Below are 20,067 nucleotides of genomic sequence, written 5' to 3' on the forward strand. Positions count from 1 at the left end.
GCACTGTCACGCTGAGGCTCTCGAAGCGCTTCCACAACAATAAAAAAAGCTTCCAGAATCTCTGAAAGCTTTTAATTATATCTAAAGTGACATACTATTCGCCAGCGGCAATTTTCTTGAATAATAAAGAATCCCCATAAAATAAAGTTAACAAACAAATCGATAAACAAGGCAATAAACCCGTTACAAAAGCCGTCGGAAATCCTACCGTAACAATTGCCAATACGATGTAAACTAAAAAGCCACTTCCAAATTTTAAAAGTCTTTGGGTTCTGCTTGTTTTTAAAGTGAAAAATACAATACAAATAGGAAGAAGAAAACTCAATAATAATCCTGCAAATCGGGAATTTAAATTAGCTTCAGAATCCAAGGTCATCCAACCAATAATTGCCATTAACGCAAGATTGATAATGATTAAAGAGAAATATTTAAAACCTATTTCAATAAAATTTAAAGGCTTTTCGACTGATGATGATTCAGCTTTCGGAATCGAAATTTCCAACGTATCGCAAATTAATTTCAGTGTATTTTCTCGTGGCATATTTTCGTTGTTTTCAATCCTTTGAATGGTTCTCAGATTTACTTTTGAAAGATCAGCAAGTTGCTCCTGAGTCAGGTTTTTATTCTTTCGGGATGCGATGATAATTTCGCCAATTGAGTTCATAGATTTTTTTTTCAAATGTAGTTTTTTATAAATAGTAATGATGAAAATTGATGCGACAAATGTACGACATTTGCTTTGTCAGGCTGTTTTATGAAATGTCAAGAAGTATTTTCAATAAAAAAGCTTCCGGAATTCCCGAAAGCTTTCAATATTTTTATAGATGAAAAATTAGTCTGCCATTGCCTCTCCGGACTTTCTGTAAACAAAACTTCCATAGATATGTCTTCTTGCAAAACGGCTCGGAGAATCTGCATTTACCATTTTAATATACGTATTTTTCGGAACCCCGATGTATTCGTACATATTTCCATTCAAGTGCTGAACCGTAAGAACCGATTTCTCCAGATAAAAATCCTGAATATTGGATTTGGTAATCGTTTCCGTATATTCTTCTTTGTATTTTTCCTGCGTTTCCGGATTAATGCTTACCAAAAAATGATAGGCTTCAATCACCGTCTTACTTTTTTCTTCTGCTTCCTGCTGTCCTGCTTCATCATTGATAAATTTATCAGGATGCGTATCTTTCATCACATTTCTGTAAATTGTTTTTAATTCCTTCAACGTAACGTTTTTATCTACTTCAAGAAGCTTTCTGTAATCGCCTATTTTTTTCATATATTCTAACCCTTATTTTCGGGGTGCAAAATTAAGGTTTTATTTTGGGATATTGTAAGTTTTTGAGTGTTAATTTGTTTTGATTTATTTCATGAAACTTAAAGTTAATTATCATCTTCCTCAAATATTTTAAAACTTTCTTGTGCGTTTCCAATACTTGCTGAGCCATCCAAGCCAAGTAAAATAGTGTATCGATTCCCTCGAAGCTTCCACATCATGAGTTCATAAAGTATATTAATAGGTTTTCTGGCTAATATTTGGTAAAACATTTTATTGCAGTTATTTCTAAAAGCAAATTATTCTTTAATTTTGAAAAACATAATCAAAAAAGAATATTATTCTGTGGAAAAGCTGGATGAAAAGGACTTGCAACTGCTAAGAATCCTTCAAAAAAATGCAAAACTGACCGTAAAAGAACTCGCAAAAGAGGTCAATCTATCTGCTTCTCCTGTTTTCGAACGAGTGAAAAGACTAGAACAGGAGGGGTATATCAAGCATTATGCTGCTGTTTTGGAAGCAGAAAAACTGAATCGTGGATTTACCATTTTTTGTCAGGTAAAGCTGAAAATTCACGATCGTTCTGTGGGAAACCAGTTTGTGAAAGATATTCTGCAAATCGATGAAGTGGCAGAATGTTATAATATCTCCGGTGATTTTGATTTCTTACTGAAAGTTCAGGTAAGAGATATGAAACATTATCAGGATTTTGTGTTCAATAAGTTAGGTTCTGTAGATTCTATCGGAAGTACACACAGTACTTTTGTAATGGCGGAAGTGAAAAATACCCATGGGGTGAGCATTTAGTATATTACCGCTAGTTTTGTCATGCTGAAAGCATCTAGATTCGAATTTTTCTAATACTGTGCTAAGATGCTTTAAGTACGACAAACTAAGTGTTTTCTATCAAGAGATTGCTTTACATCAATAATAATTACTCACCTCAATCAAATTTAAATCCGGATCTCGGAAATACACAGATTTTATTTTTCCTAAAGCTCCGGTTCTGTCAACAATTCCTTCGATAATTTCTATATTTTTATCTTGCAATTCTTTCAAAACCTCATGAATATCTGTTGTAGCAATAAAGCATAAATCGGCTGAACCTGATGTAGGATATTCAGCTTTGGGTTCAAATTCTTTTCCTTTTTGATGAAGATTGATTTTCTGATTTCCGAAAGTCAGCGCTTTTCGGTTATCTCCAAAAATTACGACTTCAAAACCCAGAATTTGAGTATAAAAGTCTATTGTTTTGTCGATATCCGCTACGGTTAAAACAAGATGGTCAATGTTTTGAATTTCCATAATTTTTTATTTGCTAATCAAATTTAGGAAGAAGTTTTCATTATGTAAAACATTTTTTTTTTTCGATGATACTGATCGGTTTATATAATGTGCCATTCAGAATATAGCGGAACGGCGTGAAGAATTTTAAATTATAGATTTCTCCTGCGTCGAAATGACAATAGGGCTAATTATAATTTTTCAAAAGGAATGATTTTATCTTTAATCAAAATCTTTTTTATTCGATCGGCATATTGATGGGCAAATTTTTCTTTCTCTACCTTTGGAAGGTTTATGTAATGATTATCTCTAGCTTCTTTCTCTTCATAATCTTCATCTTCGTTTCCTGGCCTTATCACAACTTCTAAATAATGAACATAATGTCCAAATTCATGTAGCAACGTTCTGTATAATTGAGTATTTCTTGAAGGTTCTAATTTTAATTCAGAAATAAATTCTCGCTTATTTTCAGTAAAAATATGTCCATCTTCTTTTAACCGGGCAAATTCTTTTTGATCTTCAATAGTTTGTTTTTTAGACCAAATTAATTTTTTATTCAAATCAATAGAATCTAAAATTATTGCAGGAAAATATTCGTTTTCAAAATCAAAACTATAAATTAATCTTCCCCAAACGGGAGAAATTATTTCTTCTTTTCTCTTAGGCTGGCGGAGAATAATAAATCTTAAATCACCATAATCGTCTTTAGGGATATGTTGAATTATCTTTGTTAAATCTTCTACAGAACAGGAATGAAAACAATTTTCTCGAGTTTCTTCAATAATAAATAAAAACTTATGATCGTTGATTACTTTAATTTCAGTCTGATATTTTTCAATTCTTTCGTAGAACGATTTTAATGTTCCGTAAGGCGTTGAAATCTTGAATTTATTATTTTGACCAAAACCTTGGTCTTCTGTTCCTATATTTTTATTTCGTCTGGTCGGATTATACATTTTATAACGTTGATTGTGTTAGTTTTTGAATTTTATTAGATATCATTATAATCAAACAGAAATTAATAAATACTAAATAAAATCCAATTTTAATCTGGCTAAAACTATCAATTGTATCTATTGCATAAAAAACGATCAAACAAATTATTAAAAGTGAAATATTAATTATTCCTAATGTTTTAACGAAATTAATTCGTTTGAAAAATGCTAAAATTAACATGAAAACGGTTGAGACAAATACAAGTAATAGACAGAGTAAAGGATAAAATGTAGAATCAGAAAATACAGAAGAATCTAATTCCTTACTATTATTTATAAACGTTTTGTCTAATAATTTATAAAAACTGAAAGTGTAATTTTCTTCGTACTGTTGAATATTTTTATTTCTCTCATCTAGCGCTTTTTGTAAAAGTGTTGAATCCACAGAACCTGCATTTTTAGAAAAAATTTCTTCTGGAACAGGGTTTTGTCTCTGTATCGATGCGTTGGAACACGTTCTCAAAAATGGCAAACAGAATAATAAAAAACTTATCGAAATTAAGGCTCTGAGTGTAAAAATACTTTCCATGGATGCTAGTTTTATAAAGAAATTTTTACAATTTCATAAAAAAATATTTCTACAAGATTAATCCAGTCTTTGTTGTTGCAAATACGTCAAACTCGCCCCTTTAATAAAGTCTTCCAACGAAGTATCTTTTGTTGCAGATTTATTGGTTAGTTCAATTAAATAAAGAATTGAATTATTTCCCAACTTGCTGTCCTTATAAAGAAATTTGAAAATCTTTGTTTTCGGATTTGAATTTTCAGAGGGAAATTCTGTTGTATTGCTTATGCTTACATTATTCACATCAAAACCGGCACGCGGATCTTTTTGCAGTTTAAGAAATCTTTTCTGAGTTTTATCCGTAGTTTCATCCAAAAATTTCTGCATTTGATAATCTGTTATCAACTGAGGATACAACAAACCCTCTTTTAATAATTCTGTGGTAAATTTATCAGATTTATTGTAGTAAAAAACTTTATCATCAAATTGCGCATGGCTGTCTGTGAGGGAGATTTTCCCTTCAAATTTTTTATAATTTTTTTTCTTATACTCATTTTTATACTGCTCAATCATGGCCTTTTCCTTCGGACCTAATTTTTCCGTTTTTTGCCCAAAAACACTGGCTGATAACAATAAAGAAAGACCGAACGTATATAATAATTTCATGAGATTTTTGTTTGATGATTTACTTTTCATTTTCCAGCAAAGCACTTGCCAATTCCTGATAAATAGATGGTTTTTAACAAAACTAATGAAAAATGATTGAAAAATTCATTATAAAATACCTTTTAAGCGAATATGTTGAATAAGCATAATTGTTTTTGCATCCTTTATTTCCCCAGAATCGATCATTTGTAAAGCAGTTTCAAAAGAGAATTCCAGCACTTCGATATTTTCACCCTCATGTTCCAGTCCGCCACCATCTGCCACTTTCATATCATTAGAATATTCAGCAATAAAAAAGTGAAGAATTTCCGTTACAGAACCTGGCGACATATAGGCTTCAAATACTTTTTCAACCTTAGAAATCTTATAACCTGTTTCTTCTTCGGTTTCTCTTTTGATGCAATCTTCGGGATTATCGTTATCTAAAAGTCCTGCACACGCTTCGATCAGCATTCCTGAGGGATTTCCGTTGAGGTAAGTAGGCATTCGGAATTGTCTCGTTAAAACTATATTTTTTGTAGTTGTGTTATACAACAAAATGACAGCACCATTCCCTCTGTCATAAGCTTCCCGGCTTTGAGTTTCGGTGGTCCCGTCTTTTCTTTGAATGTTGAAAGTTATTTTTTTCAACGTATACCAGTTGTCTGATAAAATTTCTGTCTTTTCAATATGTACGTTACTATTTTGCATCTATTTATTTTGTCTGAATTATAATTTCATGAATTCTTTTGTAATAAATTTTCCAAAGCCTTTTTCAAATCAGGAAATTTAAACTGAAAGCCGGCATCCTGAATTTTCTGTGATGAAGCTCTGGAACCTTCCAGCAAAGCATCGGCCAGTTCTCCGAAAATAAGTTTTAATACAAAGGTTGGAACATTCGGCATAAATAAAGGTTTATCTAATACTTCTGCAATTTTTTTGGTTAAATTTTCGTTAGTAGTATGCTGAGGTGAAGTCGCATTATAAGCTCCGTTAACATTTGAATTTTTTAAAGCAAATTCATAAATCGAGCAAATATCATCAATATGAATCCAGGGCATATACTGTTTTCCGCTTCCCAAAGGTGATCCTATATAATTTTTAATGGTGGGAGCCATTTTTTTCAACGCTCCATCTTGTTCTGAAAGTACCACCGCAGTGCGAACTTTCACAACTCTTTCCGCTAAATTCTGTTCTTTAAAATCATCGGCAGCTTTTTCCCACAAAACCACAACTTCACTTAGAAAATCATTTCCGGGATCATCTTCTTCTGTGAAAATTTTATCGGTTGTTTTTGTTCCGTAATAATTAATTCCAGAAGCAGAAATGAAAGATTTTAATTTGATTTTCTTTTTCTGTAAAGTGTTTAAAAGAAGTTGAGCAGAATCGACACGGCTGGAAATCAGCTCTTTTTTTCGTTCATCAGTCCAGCGTTTTTCAGAAATATTGGCTCCGGCCAAATGAATAATATGTGAAATATTATCGAATGCAGATTCATCAATTATTCCTTGCTTGATATCCCATTCATAATCGTTGTTTTGTCTTTTTTTTCGGGTTAAAAATCGAACCTCGTATTCGTTTTCAATTTTTTTTGCGAGTTCACGGGCTATCATTCCCCCAGCTCCGGTAATCAAAACAACTTCTTTCATATTGATAATTTTAAGTGTGATGGTGTTTTATAATTGATTTTTTACAATCAAAACAAAATCGTCTTCTAAAAGTTTATAGCCGTAATCGTAAATAAATTTGTATTCAGAACCGTTTTTATACACTTTAAGATTTGTGAAATAATCGAAATCAAAACCTAAGCCATCTAGCTTAGATTTTAGAATTTTTGCCTTTCCGTCAACATTTATTTCCTTCAGAATTCTGTAGTTTTTCCGAAGTTTATTATTGATATTCCGCATCAGATTGCTGGAATCCTTATTTTGCTTATTGTTGTAGGCGTTTCGGCAGGCATCATTACAGAATTTTTTATCTGATCTGCCAATAATTTTTTCGCCACATTCGAGACAATTCATAAATTTTTATTTTTTCATTTTGTGTGGATGTGCATGTTTCTTTTGTAATAATTTTTTAAACCGACTATGCGTTGGATAGCTTCTGTTTGGAGTAATATTATTAAAAAATAAGGCAATTAATAGTAAAATAATGCAGCCTGTAAGAACCGGAGAAACAACGTACCAATATCCTAATTCGGGGATTTTTCCTGTGGAACTTACCGCAATCAGTGCTGTAGCGCCTCCCGGCGGATGTAAAGTTTTCGTATATTGCATTAAAACAATTGAAAATGCAACGGCTAAGGGTGCAGAAAGCCAAATAATTTCTGGTACAAGTTTAAAAACTGTAACGCCGACCAATGCCGAAATAACATGTCCGCCAACCAAATTTCTCGGCTGAGCCAGCGGGCTTTGGATGGCTCCGTAAATCAAAACACTCGATGCTCCAAATGAACCAATCAAAAAAATATTTTCTGTAGCCGATATGCTGTGAGACTGTAGATATGCAATGATTCCTATCCCGAAAAAAGCACCTAAAAATGACCAAAAATGTTCTTTAAAATCAACCAGTGTTTCTTTATAAATTACATATTTGGATACTCTAAACGTCCTTTTTAAGGTCTTCTTCATTATGACTTTTATTTAATGCTAAAGGTACGTAATTATCCGTTTGCAAATGGCTTTTAGCATCAAATAAATCTTGTAAAAATCATCTCGATTGTTGTATCAAAATGATTGGTTACAAGGTGACCGGAATAATTTTTATCAATGTATAGTTTTTGATAAAACCACGTATTATTTTCATATATAATATTGTTTTTTGTAATAATAATTTTGTTTACATCAGCAAAAAAGCCTTTTCCTTCCGCTTTGATTAAAGACTCCTTTAATGTCCAGAAATCAAAGAATTTTTGAAAAGGGTTGGGTGAAGTATTAATTTTAAACCATTCTGACTGGCTCATAACATTTTCAAAATCATTAAAATCAACTGATTTTATTTCTTCAATATCAATTCCCAGCTTTATATTTTCGCCAATGGCGCAAAAAACATAATTTGCGGAATGGCTAATACTGAAATCGAGATTATTACACAAATATGGTTTAAGATAATTATTAAACTTCATATTTTCAAGAGAAATAGATTGGTGATTAGATTTTTTTAAGGCTTCTATTAGCAATAATTTTCCGAGTAAATTTCTTACTTTATCTTCCTTATTTATAAATTGATGATTGATATTCTGAAGCGCAATAGGAAGAAAAGACAGCCATTGATTTAAAATGACTGTCTCTTCACCGGAATTAAATCTGGTATAAAATATTTTAACTTTCATCTAGAGAATTCCTAAATATTTGCAGAACGCTTCTACGTTATTTTTATTGATTTTAGTATTGTCAATCTTGCTTCCACTAAGGAATTTTTTAGTATTACTAATATCAAAATCAGGTGTGTTCTGATGAATCTCAATAATCGCTTTATTGTCGTAAGCTTTAAATTTAAATAAATTCAGAAGAGGATATAATGGGCTGTTTTCATCATTTTCCCAAAGCTGCATCCATTCATGATACGGGATCGGTTTTAGCTCAAAATTCAATTCACTTCGTAAAAATTCAAAAAAATCCATAACTGTCATATTGTCTTCAGGTTCCGGACTTAGATGAAATATTTCGCCGATTGCTTGAGGGTTTCTTGAAATATAAGCAATAGATTTACTGACAAAATCTACCATTGTAAGCTCTTCTTTCTGGTCGATAAGGATTGGATAACATTTTAATTGAATGCAAGTTTTTATCAATGAACTCCACCACTGATATTTTGCAGTGGCTCCCGTTAAGCTATGACAAAAAACGTATCCTAACCTAAAAATAATAATAGGAACTCCCTGTTTTATAGCTTCTTTTGCAACCTGCTCCATCACCCACTTGCTTTGGATATAGCCCATATCTCGACTCAGATATTTTAACGCGGAAGTTGTATCTGTATTTTCTTTAATTAATGTAGGTTTTGTGAAATAATGTTCCCAGCTGAAAACGCCAACTGTTGATAAAAGAGACAATTGCTTTAATTTGTGAGTTGTTACAAAATTTATCATCGTGTGTAAAGCATCTACATTTGCAGATTTCATATAGGAGTAAGGCTGAATAAAATTTACAGAACTTCCCGCATGATAAACAATATCAATTTTTTGTGTGAGGATGGTGTAGATTCTTTGTTCTAAACCTAAATATGGTTTTGCCAAATCGCCCGCTAAAAATTTTACACGTTTCTCATCATAACTTGTTGAAATTATTTGATCTTCCATTGTTTCAAAGAGACGCCTTTTGGCATGGTTTTCATCTTCAGCGCGAATGAGCAAGTAAATATCAGCATCGTTTGATTGCAATAATTCCATTAATAAATTAACTCCAACAAAACCTGTAACGCCTGTTAAAAGAATAGCTTTTGGGTTTTCAAAGTCTCCTTTTTCTGTGACGTTAAATTGAAAGTAATTGGGATCTATAGTTGCATCTTTTTTTATTTCTTCAGTTAGAGAGTCGGCTCCCAAATCGTAATCTTGAATTTCAGGATTAAGATCTCTTTCCTGGATTAGTTGAGCTAATTTTCGGATGGAACTATTGATGTACAGTTCACTAAGAGAAAGTTTGTTGGGGAAATGCTTGTATAATCTATTATAAAGCTTTGTTAAAAGTAATGAATGACCTCCCAAATAGAAAAAATCATCTTCCATATTGGTGATATTGCGCTGAAGAACCTCAACCCAAACTTCTTTAATTATTCTTTCGTACTCATTGGCAGGCTCTTCCTGATTTTCCTGATTTTCCGATTTAAACTTTTCAGCAATCTCATTTAAAGATATAATATCTGTTTTACCATTTGATTTTAATGGAATATTTTCAGTGAAATATATTTCATTCGGAATCATATAGGATGGAAGTTTTTTACTTAGTTCATTTCTAATACTATTAATTTCAATATTACCAACAATAAAAGCACGTAAAGATTTTACAGATTCTGAATAGGAATGAACAAGAACAATAGCTTTTTCTACCCCTTTAATGTGGCAAATGGCATTTTCAACTTCTGAAAGCTCAATACGGTACCCTCTTATTTTTACCTGATGGTCTGCTCTTCCAACATATTCCAGCATGCCATCTGTAAGACTTCTGATTTGATCGCCAGTTTTATACATTTTGCTGAATATGCTGTTTTCATTATCAATAAAAGGGTTTTTAATGAATTTTTCTGCCGTTAATTCAGGTTCGTTTAAGTATCCTCTGGATAGCTGAATACCCGAAATATACAATTCACCAATCACTCCACTCGGAAGTTTTCGCTGATATTGATCTAAAACATATAATTGCATATTTTTTATGGCAGTTCCAATTGTATTTTCAGGATGAATATTATCAAAAATAAATTGATTTACTGCGACAGTACATTCTGTTGGTCCGTACATATTAATGAACTTTATTTTTGTTCTCCAATGGTTAATTACTTGTGTCGGGCATACTTCGGCTCCCGTTCCAATCGTTTTTAATGAAGGAAATTCTATGCATTGAGGAATGGTAGATAGTACAGAAGGAGATATAAAAGGGATCACTGATATTTCGTGTAACAAAAGAAAATCTGCCAAGTGCTTTCCCAATAATTTGTTGTTTGGATAAAGATGAACGGTCGATCCGTATGCTAGCGGAATCCAAAGGTCGATGACTGAACCATCAAAATTGTATGGTGAAAATTGCAATGTTCTATCTACTGTTGTAATGTTGATTAATTTACCGTATTCTGTTATGAAATTCCCTAAAGATTGATGTTCTATCAAAACTCCTTTGGGCGTTCCTGTGGTGCCCGAAGTATGAATAACATAAGCTAAATCATTTTCAGAATGGGTGTCTGAATAACTTTCGCGGATGTTTTCTAAAGATATTTTCATTAAGTCCTCAATAAATAAAACTGAAATATCTCCAGCAATTTCAGTGTTTTTAGATTTTTCCGAAGAGATAACTACTTTTGCTGCTGTATCATTTAAAATCGTATTGATTCTTTCGGACGGATAAGCAGTATCTAAGGGTATATAAGCCGCTCCTGCTTTTATAATTCCAAGCAAACTAATGATTCTTTCAATCGATTGATCCTGAAAGCATGCTACAAAGTCTCCTTTTTTTATTCCTTTTACGATCAGAATTTCTGCAATTTTGCTAGATTTTTCATTTAATTCATGATATGAAATTCCCATTCCTGAGAAAATTAAAGCGGTTTTGTCAGGATATTTTTTTACTTGATCTTCAAATAGCTGAATGAAGGTTTTGGGTGTTTCAAAAATCTCGATGAATTCATTTTTATCATTTTTGATAACAGAATAAATATCAATACTTCCAATATTTTGATCAGGAAATTCTGAGACGGATTCTAAAATATATTGAAAAGCTCTTGCCATCTCGGCAATTGTTTTTTGTTTAAATAAAACATCAGAATAGTCAATATTGAATATAAGCTTTTGATGAATTGGAAAGGCTTCAAATTGAAGATCAAATTTAGCTTTTCCATTAAAAATCCATTCAACCTCAGAAGAATTTATAGGATCTGAATTTTCTGTTTCTTCAACAGGATTTTGTAGCACAAAAACATGTTGAAATAACGGATTATGCCCTGTGAAACGATCTTTTACAACATGGCTGATAATCGTTTCCAAAGGAATGCTTTCATTTTGGAAAATATCGGAAATCATTTCTCTGTTCAGTTTTAATAAATCTAAAAATGTCGGATTTCCTTCAATTTTTAAACGAATCGGAAGCATATTGGCAAAATATCCGATGGTTTTATCAAACTGATGTGGGCGATTGGCGGAAGGACTGCCGATACAAATATCAGATTGGCCACTGTAATATTGTATTAGCAAACCAAAAGCAGAAAGTAGGGTAGTGTATAAAGTAGTTGAGTTTTCTGTTGAAATTTTTCGAAGTTTTGTTGTTAAATGTTCATCAAGTTCAAAACAAAACTGCTTTCCGGAATCTGAATGTGATTGTTGTTTTTTAAAATCTTGGGCAATCTGTAAAACCGGAACATTATCAAGATAATTTTTCCAAAAAATTATCCCGTTTTCTTGATTTTGCTGTGATTGCCATTGGATATATTTTTGATAATTTATAAGATTGAATGATTCACAGTTTTCTTGGCTTTGGCTGTAAATCGTATTTATTTCATCAATAATTAAAGGCATTGTCCAACCATCTGTAACGATATGATGAACTATTAAAAATAATGAGTGGGGCTGATTGTTTTCATAAATTACATAAGCCCGAAGCATATAATCTCTTCGCAGATCAAACGGAATCTGCAATATTTCCTGAAGATCTTCACTTTGATGAAGTGTTTGTAGCAGCCAGTTGTTTTCGCTAAGTTCAATAGTGGTTGGCTGAGGATTTTTATCATCAATAATAGTTCTTAAAACAACATGTTTTTTAAGAAGTTTCTGAATAGAAGATCCGAGTTTTGCTATATTGGTATGTTTGTTTAGCGGATATAATGCTCCTACATTGTAAGTTGTACTACCATGAAGTTGATCTAGAAACCAGAGGCTTTGCTGTTGGACTGAAAGTTGAGGTTGTTTGTCTTCCGAAAGGGAAAATTTTTCATTATTTGGAGTAAAATCATGATTGTGAATATAATTTTCTAGTTCATTAATTGTTGGATATAAAAAAAGGTCGGAAGTCTGTAAAGGGTACTGAAGCTCTTTTCTGATCTTTGAAATTAACTTATAAGCTAAAATAGAATTTCCTCCAAATTTGAAAAAATTATCATCAATTCCTATCACTTTCATTTTTAAAACTTCACTAAAAACAAGAGCTAATTGTTGTTGAGTTTCAGTTTTTGGTGCCGTGAAATTTTTTCGCTTTTCTTCTTGTATTTCTAAATTTTTTAAAATGTACTTATCTACTTTTCCGTTAGCAGTGAGCGGAAAATTATCAATTTCGATAAACTTTGATGGAATCATGTATGAAGGTAGTTTTTCAAACAAATAGCTTCGAAGATCTTCAGGAAACGTTTCTTTTTCTTTACTATTTTTATAAAAACAGATCATTTGTTTTTCATTACATTCTTCCTGAATAATTATCACACAGTTCTCAACGAGATAAGCGCGTTTTATAGTTTCCTCAATTTCTGCAGGCTCTACTCTAAATCCTCTTATTTTCACTTGCTGGTCGGCTCTTCCTACAAATTCTATGGTATCATCTTCCAGCCTTCGCACAAGATCTCCGGTTTTGTAAATTCTTGCAGGTTTGCCATCGGGATCTGTTGTTTGCAAAAACCTTTCTATTGTAAGTTCCGGTTGATTGTAGTATCCTCTGGAAACCTGAATTCCTCCGATATACAATTCACCAACTTCATTTACAGGTAAAATCTTCATTTCTTCATCTAAAACATAAAAATCTACGTTATTCAAAGGTTTTCCAATGGTATTTAAAGGGTGCTCTTCATCAAATTTAAAAGTGCAAGCTACAACCGTTGTTTCAGTAGGGCCATACATATTGATGAGTTCTACCTTTTTTTTCCAAGCTTCAATGACATTGGCAATTGGAGCTTCACCTCCCGTGAAAATTTTGCGTAGATTTCCGATAGATTGATCTGTAGGCAAAGTGGCCAAGATAGAAACAGGAAGATAGGGAAGAACAGAAATATTATTTTTTCGGATATAATCAAGAAGCGCTTCTCCCACAATTCTATTATCTGGATAGAGAAAGGTAGTAATTCCTAAAGATAAAGGAACCCATAGATCGAGAACGATTCCGTCAAAATTCGAAGAAGAAATATTCAGGGCGCTATCATTTTTTTGTGGAGCCAATATCTCGCCAAAATATCTCACAAAGTTTCCTAAGCCCTTATGTTCTGCCATTACCGCCTTAGGAATTCCGGTGCTTCCTGAGGTATATGCAAGATATGCCAGGCCATTGGAAATATCGGGATAAAAATTTTGGCTTGGCATTTTCTCAATTTCTTTTTGATGCTCATCGATAAGAATAATTTCGCCTTTATAAAATTTGAATTTTTCTGAATATTTTTTTGTGGTGATCAGAATGGGGCTGTCGGTATCATTCAAAATATGCTGCAATCGATGATCCGGATATAAAGGATCTATAGAAACGTAAGCTCCTCCGGCTTTCCAGATTGATAGCATGGCAATTACTCTGTCAATAGATTGATTCAGACAGAAACAAAGAGGAACATCTGTAAATACACCTCTCTTTTTCAAATAATTAGACAACTGATTAGATTTAATACCTAGCTGGGCGAATGTGATCGCTGAGTTTTCATACACTAATGCTGTTTTTTGGGGATTAAGTTCTACAGCATCCTCGATTAACGATAAAACGTCTGTGTCTTTTGTTAACATTTTGTTGCGATTTGGTTGGTTAGTTTTAAATTTTTTTAATGAAAGTAAATTTATATAAAAAAAATAATTAATTTCACATATTGTTGAATTTTTAGTATCAATAATTATTAATATGAAAAAACTACCGAAAAAACCAGAACTCTCATTTAAGATGTATGAATTGATCAGCGGCTATTGGATCGCCTGCTGTATTCATTCTGTTGCACAACTAGACATTGCTGAAAAATTACTTAGCGGTTCTAAAAGTTTAGAAGAATTGGCCAAGGAAACCAATTCTGATAAACAATCTCTTTACCGTTTGCTTCGTGCGGTTACCAGCGTCGGGATTTTTGAAGAAAAAAATGATGGTACTTTTGTACTGAATGATTTCGGGGGCACTTTACTGTCGGATGTCCCAGGATCAGTAAAACCTTGGGCACTCGCAAATTTAGGAGAGCATTACAAAGCTTTTGGAAATCTTACTTACGGTGTAAAAACCGGAAAGGTACCTTTTGACGATGCATATGGAATTCCGGTATGGGAATATTATAAGCAAAATCCTGAAGCTGGAGCTAATTTAGCAAAAGCAATGGCGGGAATGTCTGGTGCAGTTTTAAAAGCGATTATTGATGTTTATGATTTCAAGCCCCATAAGAAGATTACAGATATTGGCGGTGGAAATGGAGCGCTACTATTTGCCGTCTTGGACACAGCACCAGATAGCGTCGGGATTGTTTTTGATCAGCCTTATGTAGTGGAACAAACCGTTAATTTAATTCCACCCGACATAAAACACAGATGTAGGGTAATGGGAGGTAGTTTTTTCGAAGAACTTCCTGCTGATCAGGATCTTTATATGACAAAATGGGTAATACATGATTGGAACGATGAAGAATCAATCAGAATTTTAAAAAATATTTATAAAGCAATGCCTGTCGGAAGTAAATTATTAATCATAGATTCTGTAATTCCTGATGATTCTGAAAATAAACCTCATGCCGGTAAGTTGTTGGATATTAATATAATGGCTATGACAACCGGAAAAGAGAGAACTCTAAGTGAATTTAAATATCTTGTTGAGCAATCTGGGCTTACTTTTAAAAAGTTAATTCAAACTAATACAGAAATTTCTAGCATTGTAGAATGTGAAAAAGTATAGATATGTTTAAAATTACCATATTTTATCCTGTGAAACACAATGATTGGTTTGACATGGAATACTATACCGAAAAGCATTTAGCTTTATCAAAATCTGTTTTTGGAAATTATTTGAAAGGGATCGGAATTGAGAAATCCGAATCTTCCGATTCTGTTTACAAAGTTATTGGACATCTTTTTTTCGAAGAAATCGAGCATTTTTACAATTGTTTTTTGCCTAATAAAACAATCCTTGAAGAAGACGCTGTACACTATACGAATGTAAAAGCTGTCATTCAAATCAGTAAAGTAATAGTTTGGCAGAACTTCACTTAAATTTAAATTAACTTTATTACTCTAATGGCTTCTGAAATACAAATCTAAATATTTTCAGAAGCTATTTTTATTATTTCAGCTAAATTATGATCATTGATTTTTTATTCTCAGAAAAAAGCATCAACTTTGATCCCTCAATGGGGGGGTGCTTGTTTTAGCGGCTGAGATGATACCCGGGAACTGGCTTCCACACCTGATTCGGGTAATGCCGACGTAGGGATTTTGATTTATCATCTCATCATTTAATTTATATAAGTTAATTTGATGCAGGACATTTTACAACAAACAACCTGGGCAGAATGGTTCGGGGTTTTATTTTCGGTAGTGCAGGTTTTATTGGCTCGAAAAAACAATTCAAACAATTATCTTTTTGGGATCGCAGGAATTTTGCTGACACTTTATGTTATGATTGTGTCGAGATTGTATGCAGAATTTACTTTAAATCTCTATTACCTCGTAATGAGCATTTACGGATGGTTATATTGGAAATTTGGAAAACAGCATAAAGAAACTGCCATTTCCTCAACCACAAATTCGGAAAAACTGATTTCTGTAGGAATTGTAGTGGCAACTTTTGGAATTTTCTGGTTTTTTCTGACGCACTATACAGATTCTGATGTGCCGATTTGGGATTCATTAGTGAGCGCTTTTGCGTGGGCTGGAATGTGGCTGATGGCAAGACGAAAAATTGAAAACTGGATTTTACTGAATATCAGCAATATTATTTCAATTCCGTTGATGATTCACAAAGATTTGTATCTCTATGCGGTTTTGACGGCTTTTTTATTTATCGTCGCGGTTTCAGCTTATATGGAATGGAGAAAAATTTTAAATCAAAAGAAAGTTGATGCTTACAGTTAGTGAAATCAGAAGAGAAATGTTAGGAGTCACAAAAGTTTCGGATTCAATAATAAATTGTATCCACGAACAAAGGTTGCTTCAGGTTTGGGTTCCGAAAATATATGGCGGTTTAGGCTATCGTTTTGGGGAAGGTTTATCTTTATTATTTGAATGGGCAAAAACAGACGGAAGCTTAGGCTGGATGCTCACTTTATGCGCTGGAGCCAATTTTTTTTCAAGAAACTTAAAGCCAACTATTGCTAAAGAACTTTTCAGTAATTCTAAAACCTGCTTCGGAGGAAGCGGAATGATCGACGGAACCGCAGAAAAACAAGATGACGGAATTTATCTAATCAACGGACTTTGGCATTTTGCAACGGGCGCGCCACATTTAAGTCATTTTACTTTAAATGCAAAACTTACAGAAAACGGACAGTCAATTTTGGATGAAAATAGTGAAGAAATTATCCGATCATTTATTATTTCTAAAAATGATGCTGAAATTATTCCCACCTGGAAATCGATGGGGATGAAAGCTACCGGAACGTATTCTTTTAAGGTAAATAATGTGAAAGTTTCGGAAGAGTATAGTTTTATTTATGATGAATTTTTCACCAATGATGCTTTAGACAGGATTCCGTTTAGAATTTTTGCGGATCTTACTTTATTGGTTAATTATTTAGGTATAGCGTCACATTTTTTAGAAGAAGCGAATGTTATCAGACCAAATCTTAATTTAGATCCGTTTCATAATTTAATTAAAGAAAAACTACAGAAAACGTTGAATTTTGCTGATGATATTGAATTCACTTTAAACAATTCAGAGATAATTTCTTCTGAAAAGCAATCCGAAATTCATCAATTTGGAACTTTTGTAGTGGAAGATTTATCGCATAAAATTCTTCAAATCTATATTCAGTTAGGAATAAAAGCAACGCATACAGATTCTGCGATTTATCAGATTTTTAGTGATTTTTTTACCGCGACAATGCATTCTAATTTCAGACCTGCTTTGGAAGATGGTGAATTTCCTGTTTTAAACGGTTAAAAATTTACTTTTAATTCAGTAAAATTTATTCGACATATAATTTCAGTAAAAGCTTTCTATCAGGAAGCTTTTGTTATTTTGATGTGTTTTAAAATTCATTTACAAACGACTACAAATGGATTTAAATAGTTTACAACCGACTTTAATTTTACTGTTCAACAATCTTTGCATCAGAGATTTGAGAAAACGGTGAGCGTCTCTTATCTGAGTAATAATCTTAAAAAAACAGAAATTATGTCACTAAGAAATTCGGTATCCCTTATTGGGTTCACAGGTAAAGAAGTTGAAATGATCAGCTTTGAAAATGGTAATGTAAAGGCAAATGTATCTTTAGCAACCAACGATCATTATATCAATGCAAAAGGTGAAAAGGTTGAGGAAACGCAATGGCATTCGCTGGTTGCATTTGGTAAAACGGCGGAGATTTTTCAAAAATATGTCACAAAAGGAAAAGAAATTGCGATTGAAGGAAAATTGATGTATCGTTCATATGATGACAAAGATGGCGTAAAACGATATATAACAGAAATAAAAGTAGATGAAATTCTATTGTTAGGCGGAAAATAAAGGGTAAAAACACAAACCATGAAAGTACAAATTTTTAAAATTCGATTAGGTGAAGAATTTCTTCATCTTGATCAGAAAATGCTTGACGATTTTTTACAATCACACGAAATTCTGAATGTAGAAACAGCATTTGTAAATGATGAAAACTATTGGTCTGTAATTTTATACTTTGGAGAAACCAAATCACCTCAACATACGGTAAAAGATTCAAAAACAAATAAATACTCTGCCGAAAGTGAAGAATTGTCTTTTGATGAACTTAAAATTTTAGAAGCCTTAAAATCTTGGCGTTCAGATAGAGCGAAAGAGCAAAATTTGCCAATTTATTTTGTTGCAACCAATAAAGAGTTGATTTCCGTTGCAAAATATAAACCAGCCAAAAAAGAAGAATTATTAGATATAAAAGGATTTGGTAAACACAAAATAGAAAATTATGGTATGGAAATAATAAATATATTAGAAAATATTTGAATAGTTTAACAAAAATTAACTATATTCGTAAATATTTATAAAAACAACCAAGGACACAAGTGCTGAAAAACATACCGAAGCCATAGAATTAATTTTCTATGGTTTTTTTATTTAGATTAAAAGTCCTTTCAATTCACTATTTTTGCAGTCTTATCAATTATTAATTATCATTTATTACAATATAATGAAGCCAAGTTTAGCAAAAGGGACGAGAGATTTTACGGCATTAGAAGTTTCAAGAAGAAGATTTATTATCAATATTTTACAGAAAAATTTTGAACTATTCGGATTTCAACCATTAGAAACACCTAGTTTTGAAAATCTTTCAACATTAACAGGAAAATACGGAGAAGAAGGAGATCGATTGATCTTCAAAATCTTAAATTCAAGTATTAATGAAGCTAAAGAAGAGAAAAAAAATCAGATGCTCAATGATTTTCAAAAAGCTTTAGATAAGCCATTTAGCTCAGATAATTTAACAGATAAAGCTCTTCGTTACGACCTTACTGTGCCTTTTGCGAGGTTTGTGGCGATGAATCATGGTCAATTAACATTTCCATATAAACGTTATCAAATTCAACCGGTTTGGAGAGCAGATCGTCCTCAGAAAGGGAGATTCAGAGAGTTTTATCAATGTGATGCCGATGTTGTGGGTAGCGAAAGTCTTTTTCAGGAAATTGATTTGGTTCAGTTATATTTAAAATCATTTTCAGATTTAAAAGTTCCGGTTACGATTCATTTAAATAACAGAAAAATCCTTTCCGGATTGGCTGAATATGCTGGAATTACAGATAAATTAATTGATTTTACTGTTGCTCTTGACAAGCTTGATAAAATTGGCAAAGAAGGTGTTGTAAAAGAATTATTGGAAAGAGGGATTTCTCAGGATTCGATTGATAAGCTGGATTTCTTATTCACTCAGTCCAATGATGCGCTGGAAAATCTTCTTCAGTTGAAAGAGAAATTTGTTGGAAATGAAATTGGTTTAAAAGGCGTTGAAGAGCTTGAATTTGTTCTTACTCAATCATTAAATCTTGGAGTTGATATGAAAAATCTTGTTTTTGATATTACATTAGCAAGAGGTTTAGATTATTATACAGGTGCTATTTTCGAAGTGAAAGCAGATGAGGTTCAGATGGGATCTATCGGCGGTGGCGGAAGATATGATAACCTTACAGAAGTTTTCGGAGTGAAAAATATTCCGGGAATAGGTATTTCTTTCGGGCTTGACAGAATTTATCTTGTCATGGAAGAATTAGGACTTTTCCCTGAAGAAGCGACTTCTAAAATCGAATATTTGTTCGCTAATTTTGGAGGTGAAGAAACGGTGGAAGCTTTAAAATTAATCTTAAAATTAAGAGAAAAAGGAATTTCTGCAGAATTGTATCCTGAAAATGCAAAGCTTGGAAAACAATTTACGTATGCCGAGAAGAAAGGAATTAAGAATTTGGTTTTCTTAGGCGAAGAAGAATTGAAAAATAAAACGGTTACTTTTAAAAATCTGGAAGCTGGAGAACAGAAAACGGTTTCTTTAGAAGAGTTTCTGAAGTAATCTTTCATAAAATATAAAATTAAAAAGCATTATCTTCCCGA

The 20,067-nt window shown here is 32.5% G+C and carries 20 protein-coding genes and 1 riboswitch; of the genes, 8 read left to right on the forward strand and 12 right to left on the reverse strand.

Going from position 1 to position 20,067, the window contains the following annotated elements; translation table 11 throughout:
- Positions 1-94: 94 nt before the first annotated feature.
- Positions 95-664: a helix-turn-helix transcriptional regulator gene (locus OXQ85_RS05630; protein WP_267402844.1), complete on the reverse strand. Its 570-nt coding sequence runs from the start codon at positions 662-664 to the stop codon at positions 95-97.
- Positions 665-832: 168 nt separating this feature from the next.
- Positions 833-1,279 carry a KTSC domain-containing protein gene (locus tag OXQ85_RS05635; protein ID WP_267402845.1) on the reverse strand — a complete coding sequence of 149 codons (447 nt, stop codon included), beginning with the start codon at positions 1,277-1,279 and terminating at the stop codon, positions 833-835.
- A 342-nt stretch (positions 1,280-1,621) separates the two neighbouring features.
- On the opposite strand from OXQ85_RS05635, the gene OXQ85_RS05640 reads away from it, so the two are divergent.
- Entirely contained in the window at positions 1,622-2,083 is a 462-nt protein-coding gene (locus OXQ85_RS05640; protein WP_267403246.1) for an Lrp/AsnC family transcriptional regulator, read from the forward strand.
- A gap of 117 nt (positions 2,084-2,200) precedes the next feature.
- On the opposite strand, the gene OXQ85_RS05645 is transcribed toward OXQ85_RS05640, so the two are convergent.
- The 10 genes from OXQ85_RS05645 to OXQ85_RS05690 all read right to left on the reverse strand — a co-directional run bounded on the left by OXQ85_RS05645 (position 2,201) and on the right by OXQ85_RS05690 (position 14,096).
- On the reverse strand, positions 2,201-2,581 hold the full coding sequence (locus OXQ85_RS05645; protein WP_267402846.1) for a VOC family protein: 381 nt from the start codon (positions 2,579-2,581) through the stop codon (positions 2,201-2,203).
- Between the two features lie 170 nt (positions 2,582-2,751).
- Complete coding sequence (locus OXQ85_RS05650) at positions 2,752-3,516, reverse strand: hypothetical protein (RefSeq protein WP_267402847.1); 765 nt, start codon at positions 3,514-3,516, stop codon at positions 2,752-2,754.
- A gap of 1 nt (position 3,517) precedes the next feature.
- Positions 3,518-4,084: a hypothetical protein gene (locus OXQ85_RS05655; protein ID WP_267402848.1), complete on the reverse strand. Its 567-nt coding sequence runs from the start codon at positions 4,082-4,084 to the stop codon at positions 3,518-3,520.
- A 57-nt stretch (positions 4,085-4,141) separates the two neighbouring features.
- Complete coding sequence (locus tag OXQ85_RS05660) at positions 4,142-4,726, reverse strand: hypothetical protein (protein WP_267402849.1); 585 nt, start codon at positions 4,724-4,726, stop codon at positions 4,142-4,144.
- A 108-nt stretch (positions 4,727-4,834) separates the two neighbouring features.
- Positions 4,835-5,416 (reverse strand): GDP-mannose pyrophosphatase NudK, encoded by a 582-nt coding sequence (nudK, locus tag OXQ85_RS05665; protein ID WP_267402850.1) that lies wholly within the window; start codon positions 5,414-5,416, stop codon positions 4,835-4,837.
- A 26-nt stretch (positions 5,417-5,442) separates the two neighbouring features.
- The gene (locus OXQ85_RS05670) at positions 5,443-6,354 is read right to left on the reverse strand and encodes a TIGR01777 family oxidoreductase (RefSeq protein ID WP_267402851.1); all 912 of its coding nucleotides are present in this window, start codon (positions 6,352-6,354) and stop codon (positions 5,443-5,445) included.
- A 27-nt stretch (positions 6,355-6,381) separates the two neighbouring features.
- Positions 6,382-6,726, reverse strand: a complete 345-nt coding sequence (locus OXQ85_RS05675; protein ID WP_267402852.1) for a hypothetical protein — start codon at positions 6,724-6,726, stop codon at positions 6,382-6,384.
- Between the two features lie 6 nt (positions 6,727-6,732).
- The gene (locus OXQ85_RS05680; protein WP_267402853.1) at positions 6,733-7,335 is read right to left on the reverse strand and encodes an HPP family protein; all 603 of its coding nucleotides are present in this window, start codon (positions 7,333-7,335) and stop codon (positions 6,733-6,735) included.
- 59 nt (positions 7,336-7,394) lie between these two features.
- The gene (locus tag OXQ85_RS05685; RefSeq protein ID WP_267402854.1) at positions 7,395-8,036 is read right to left on the reverse strand and encodes a 4'-phosphopantetheinyl transferase superfamily protein; all 642 of its coding nucleotides are present in this window, start codon (positions 8,034-8,036) and stop codon (positions 7,395-7,397) included.
- The gene (locus OXQ85_RS05690) at positions 8,037-14,096 is read right to left on the reverse strand and encodes a non-ribosomal peptide synthetase (RefSeq protein ID WP_267402855.1); all 6,060 of its coding nucleotides are present in this window, start codon (positions 14,094-14,096) and stop codon (positions 8,037-8,039) included.
- A 112-nt stretch (positions 14,097-14,208) separates the two neighbouring features.
- Here OXQ85_RS05690 and OXQ85_RS05695 point away from each other — a divergent pair, with 112 nt between their 5' ends.
- From OXQ85_RS05695 to hisS, 7 genes are all read left to right on the forward strand, one after another.
- On the forward strand, positions 14,209-15,234 hold the full coding sequence (locus OXQ85_RS05695; RefSeq protein ID WP_267402856.1) for a methyltransferase: 1,026 nt from the start codon (positions 14,209-14,211) through the stop codon (positions 15,232-15,234).
- Positions 15,235-15,236: 2 nt separating this feature from the next.
- The gene (locus OXQ85_RS05700) at positions 15,237-15,548 is read left to right on the forward strand and encodes an EthD family reductase (protein ID WP_267402857.1); all 312 of its coding nucleotides are present in this window, start codon (positions 15,237-15,239) and stop codon (positions 15,546-15,548) included.
- A gap of 130 nt (positions 15,549-15,678) precedes the next feature.
- Positions 15,679-15,785: riboswitch (TPP riboswitch) on the forward strand.
- Between the two features lie 24 nt (positions 15,786-15,809).
- Entirely contained in the window at positions 15,810-16,409 is a 600-nt protein-coding gene (gene pnuC / locus OXQ85_RS05705) for a nicotinamide riboside transporter PnuC (RefSeq protein WP_267402858.1), read from the forward strand.
- Positions 16,396-17,436, forward strand: a complete 1,041-nt coding sequence (locus OXQ85_RS05710; protein ID WP_267402859.1) for a hypothetical protein — start codon at positions 16,396-16,398, stop codon at positions 17,434-17,436. Before pnuC ends, OXQ85_RS05710 begins: the two co-directional genes overlap by 14 nt.
- 234 nt (positions 17,437-17,670) lie before the next feature.
- Positions 17,671-18,003 (forward strand): single-stranded DNA-binding protein, encoded by a 333-nt coding sequence (gene ssb / locus OXQ85_RS05715; protein WP_267402860.1) that lies wholly within the window; start codon positions 17,671-17,673, stop codon positions 18,001-18,003.
- Between the two features lie 18 nt (positions 18,004-18,021).
- Positions 18,022-18,474, forward strand: a complete 453-nt coding sequence (locus OXQ85_RS05720; protein ID WP_267402861.1) for an HRDC domain-containing protein — start codon at positions 18,022-18,024, stop codon at positions 18,472-18,474.
- 184 nt (positions 18,475-18,658) lie between these two features.
- Positions 18,659-20,026 carry a histidine--tRNA ligase gene (gene hisS / locus OXQ85_RS05725; protein WP_267402862.1) on the forward strand — a complete coding sequence of 456 codons (1,368 nt, stop codon included), beginning with the start codon at positions 18,659-18,661 and terminating at the stop codon, positions 20,024-20,026.
- Positions 20,027-20,067: the final 41 nt, after the last annotated feature.

The sequence above is a fragment of the Chryseobacterium sp. GM_Chr_2 genome (assembly GCF_026540445.1).
Taxonomy (GTDB): Bacteria; Bacteroidota; Bacteroidia; order Flavobacteriales; family Weeksellaceae; genus Chryseobacterium.

What these genes read in the sequence shown, in the direction of transcription:
- OXQ85_RS05630 (WP_267402844.1), bottom strand. Translation starts at nt 664, where the DNA reads ATGAACTCAATTGGCGAAATTATCATCGCATCCCGAAAGAATAAAAAC.
- OXQ85_RS05635 (WP_267402845.1), bottom strand. Translation starts at nt 1,279, where the DNA reads ATGAAAAAAATAGGCGATTACAGAAAGCTTCTTGAAGTAGATAAAAAC.
- OXQ85_RS05645 (WP_267402846.1), bottom strand. Translation starts at nt 2,581, where the DNA reads ATGGAAATTCAAAACATTGACCATCTTGTTTTAACCGTAGCGGATATC.
- OXQ85_RS05650 (WP_267402847.1), bottom strand. Translation starts at nt 3,516, where the DNA reads ATGTATAATCCGACCAGACGAAATAAAAATATAGGAACAGAAGACCAA.
- OXQ85_RS05655 (WP_267402848.1), bottom strand. Translation starts at nt 4,084, where the DNA reads ATGGAAAGTATTTTTACACTCAGAGCCTTAATTTCGATAAGTTTTTTA.
- OXQ85_RS05660 (WP_267402849.1), bottom strand. Translation starts at nt 4,726, where the DNA reads ATGAAATTATTATATACGTTCGGTCTTTCTTTATTGTTATCAGCCAGT.
- nudK (WP_267402850.1), bottom strand. Translation starts at nt 5,416, where the DNA reads ATGCAAAATAGTAACGTACATATTGAAAAGACAGAAATTTTATCAGAC.
- OXQ85_RS05670 (WP_267402851.1), bottom strand. Translation starts at nt 6,354, where the DNA reads ATGAAAGAAGTTGTTTTGATTACCGGAGCTGGGGGAATGATAGCCCGT.
- OXQ85_RS05675 (WP_267402852.1), bottom strand. Translation starts at nt 6,726, where the DNA reads ATGAATTGTCTCGAATGTGGCGAAAAAATTATTGGCAGATCAGATAAA.
- OXQ85_RS05680 (WP_267402853.1), bottom strand. Translation starts at nt 7,335, where the DNA reads ATGAAGAAGACCTTAAAAAGGACGTTTAGAGTATCCAAATATGTAATT.
- OXQ85_RS05685 (WP_267402854.1), bottom strand. Translation starts at nt 8,036, where the DNA reads ATGAAAGTTAAAATATTTTATACCAGATTTAATTCCGGTGAAGAGACA.
- OXQ85_RS05690 (WP_267402855.1), bottom strand. Translation starts at nt 14,096, where the DNA reads ATGTTAACAAAAGACACAGACGTTTTATCGTTAATCGAGGATGCTGTA.
- OXQ85_RS05695 (WP_267402856.1), top strand. Translation starts at nt 14,209, where the DNA reads ATGAAAAAACTACCGAAAAAACCAGAACTCTCATTTAAGATGTATGAA.
- OXQ85_RS05700 (WP_267402857.1), top strand. Translation starts at nt 15,237, where the DNA reads ATGTTTAAAATTACCATATTTTATCCTGTGAAACACAATGATTGGTTT.
- OXQ85_RS05710 (WP_267402859.1), top strand. Translation starts at nt 16,396, where the DNA reads ATGCTTACAGTTAGTGAAATCAGAAGAGAAATGTTAGGAGTCACAAAA.
- ssb (WP_267402860.1), top strand. Translation starts at nt 17,671, where the DNA reads ATGTCACTAAGAAATTCGGTATCCCTTATTGGGTTCACAGGTAAAGAA.
- OXQ85_RS05720 (WP_267402861.1), top strand. Translation starts at nt 18,022, where the DNA reads ATGAAAGTACAAATTTTTAAAATTCGATTAGGTGAAGAATTTCTTCAT.
- hisS (WP_267402862.1), top strand. Translation starts at nt 18,659, where the DNA reads ATGAAGCCAAGTTTAGCAAAAGGGACGAGAGATTTTACGGCATTAGAA.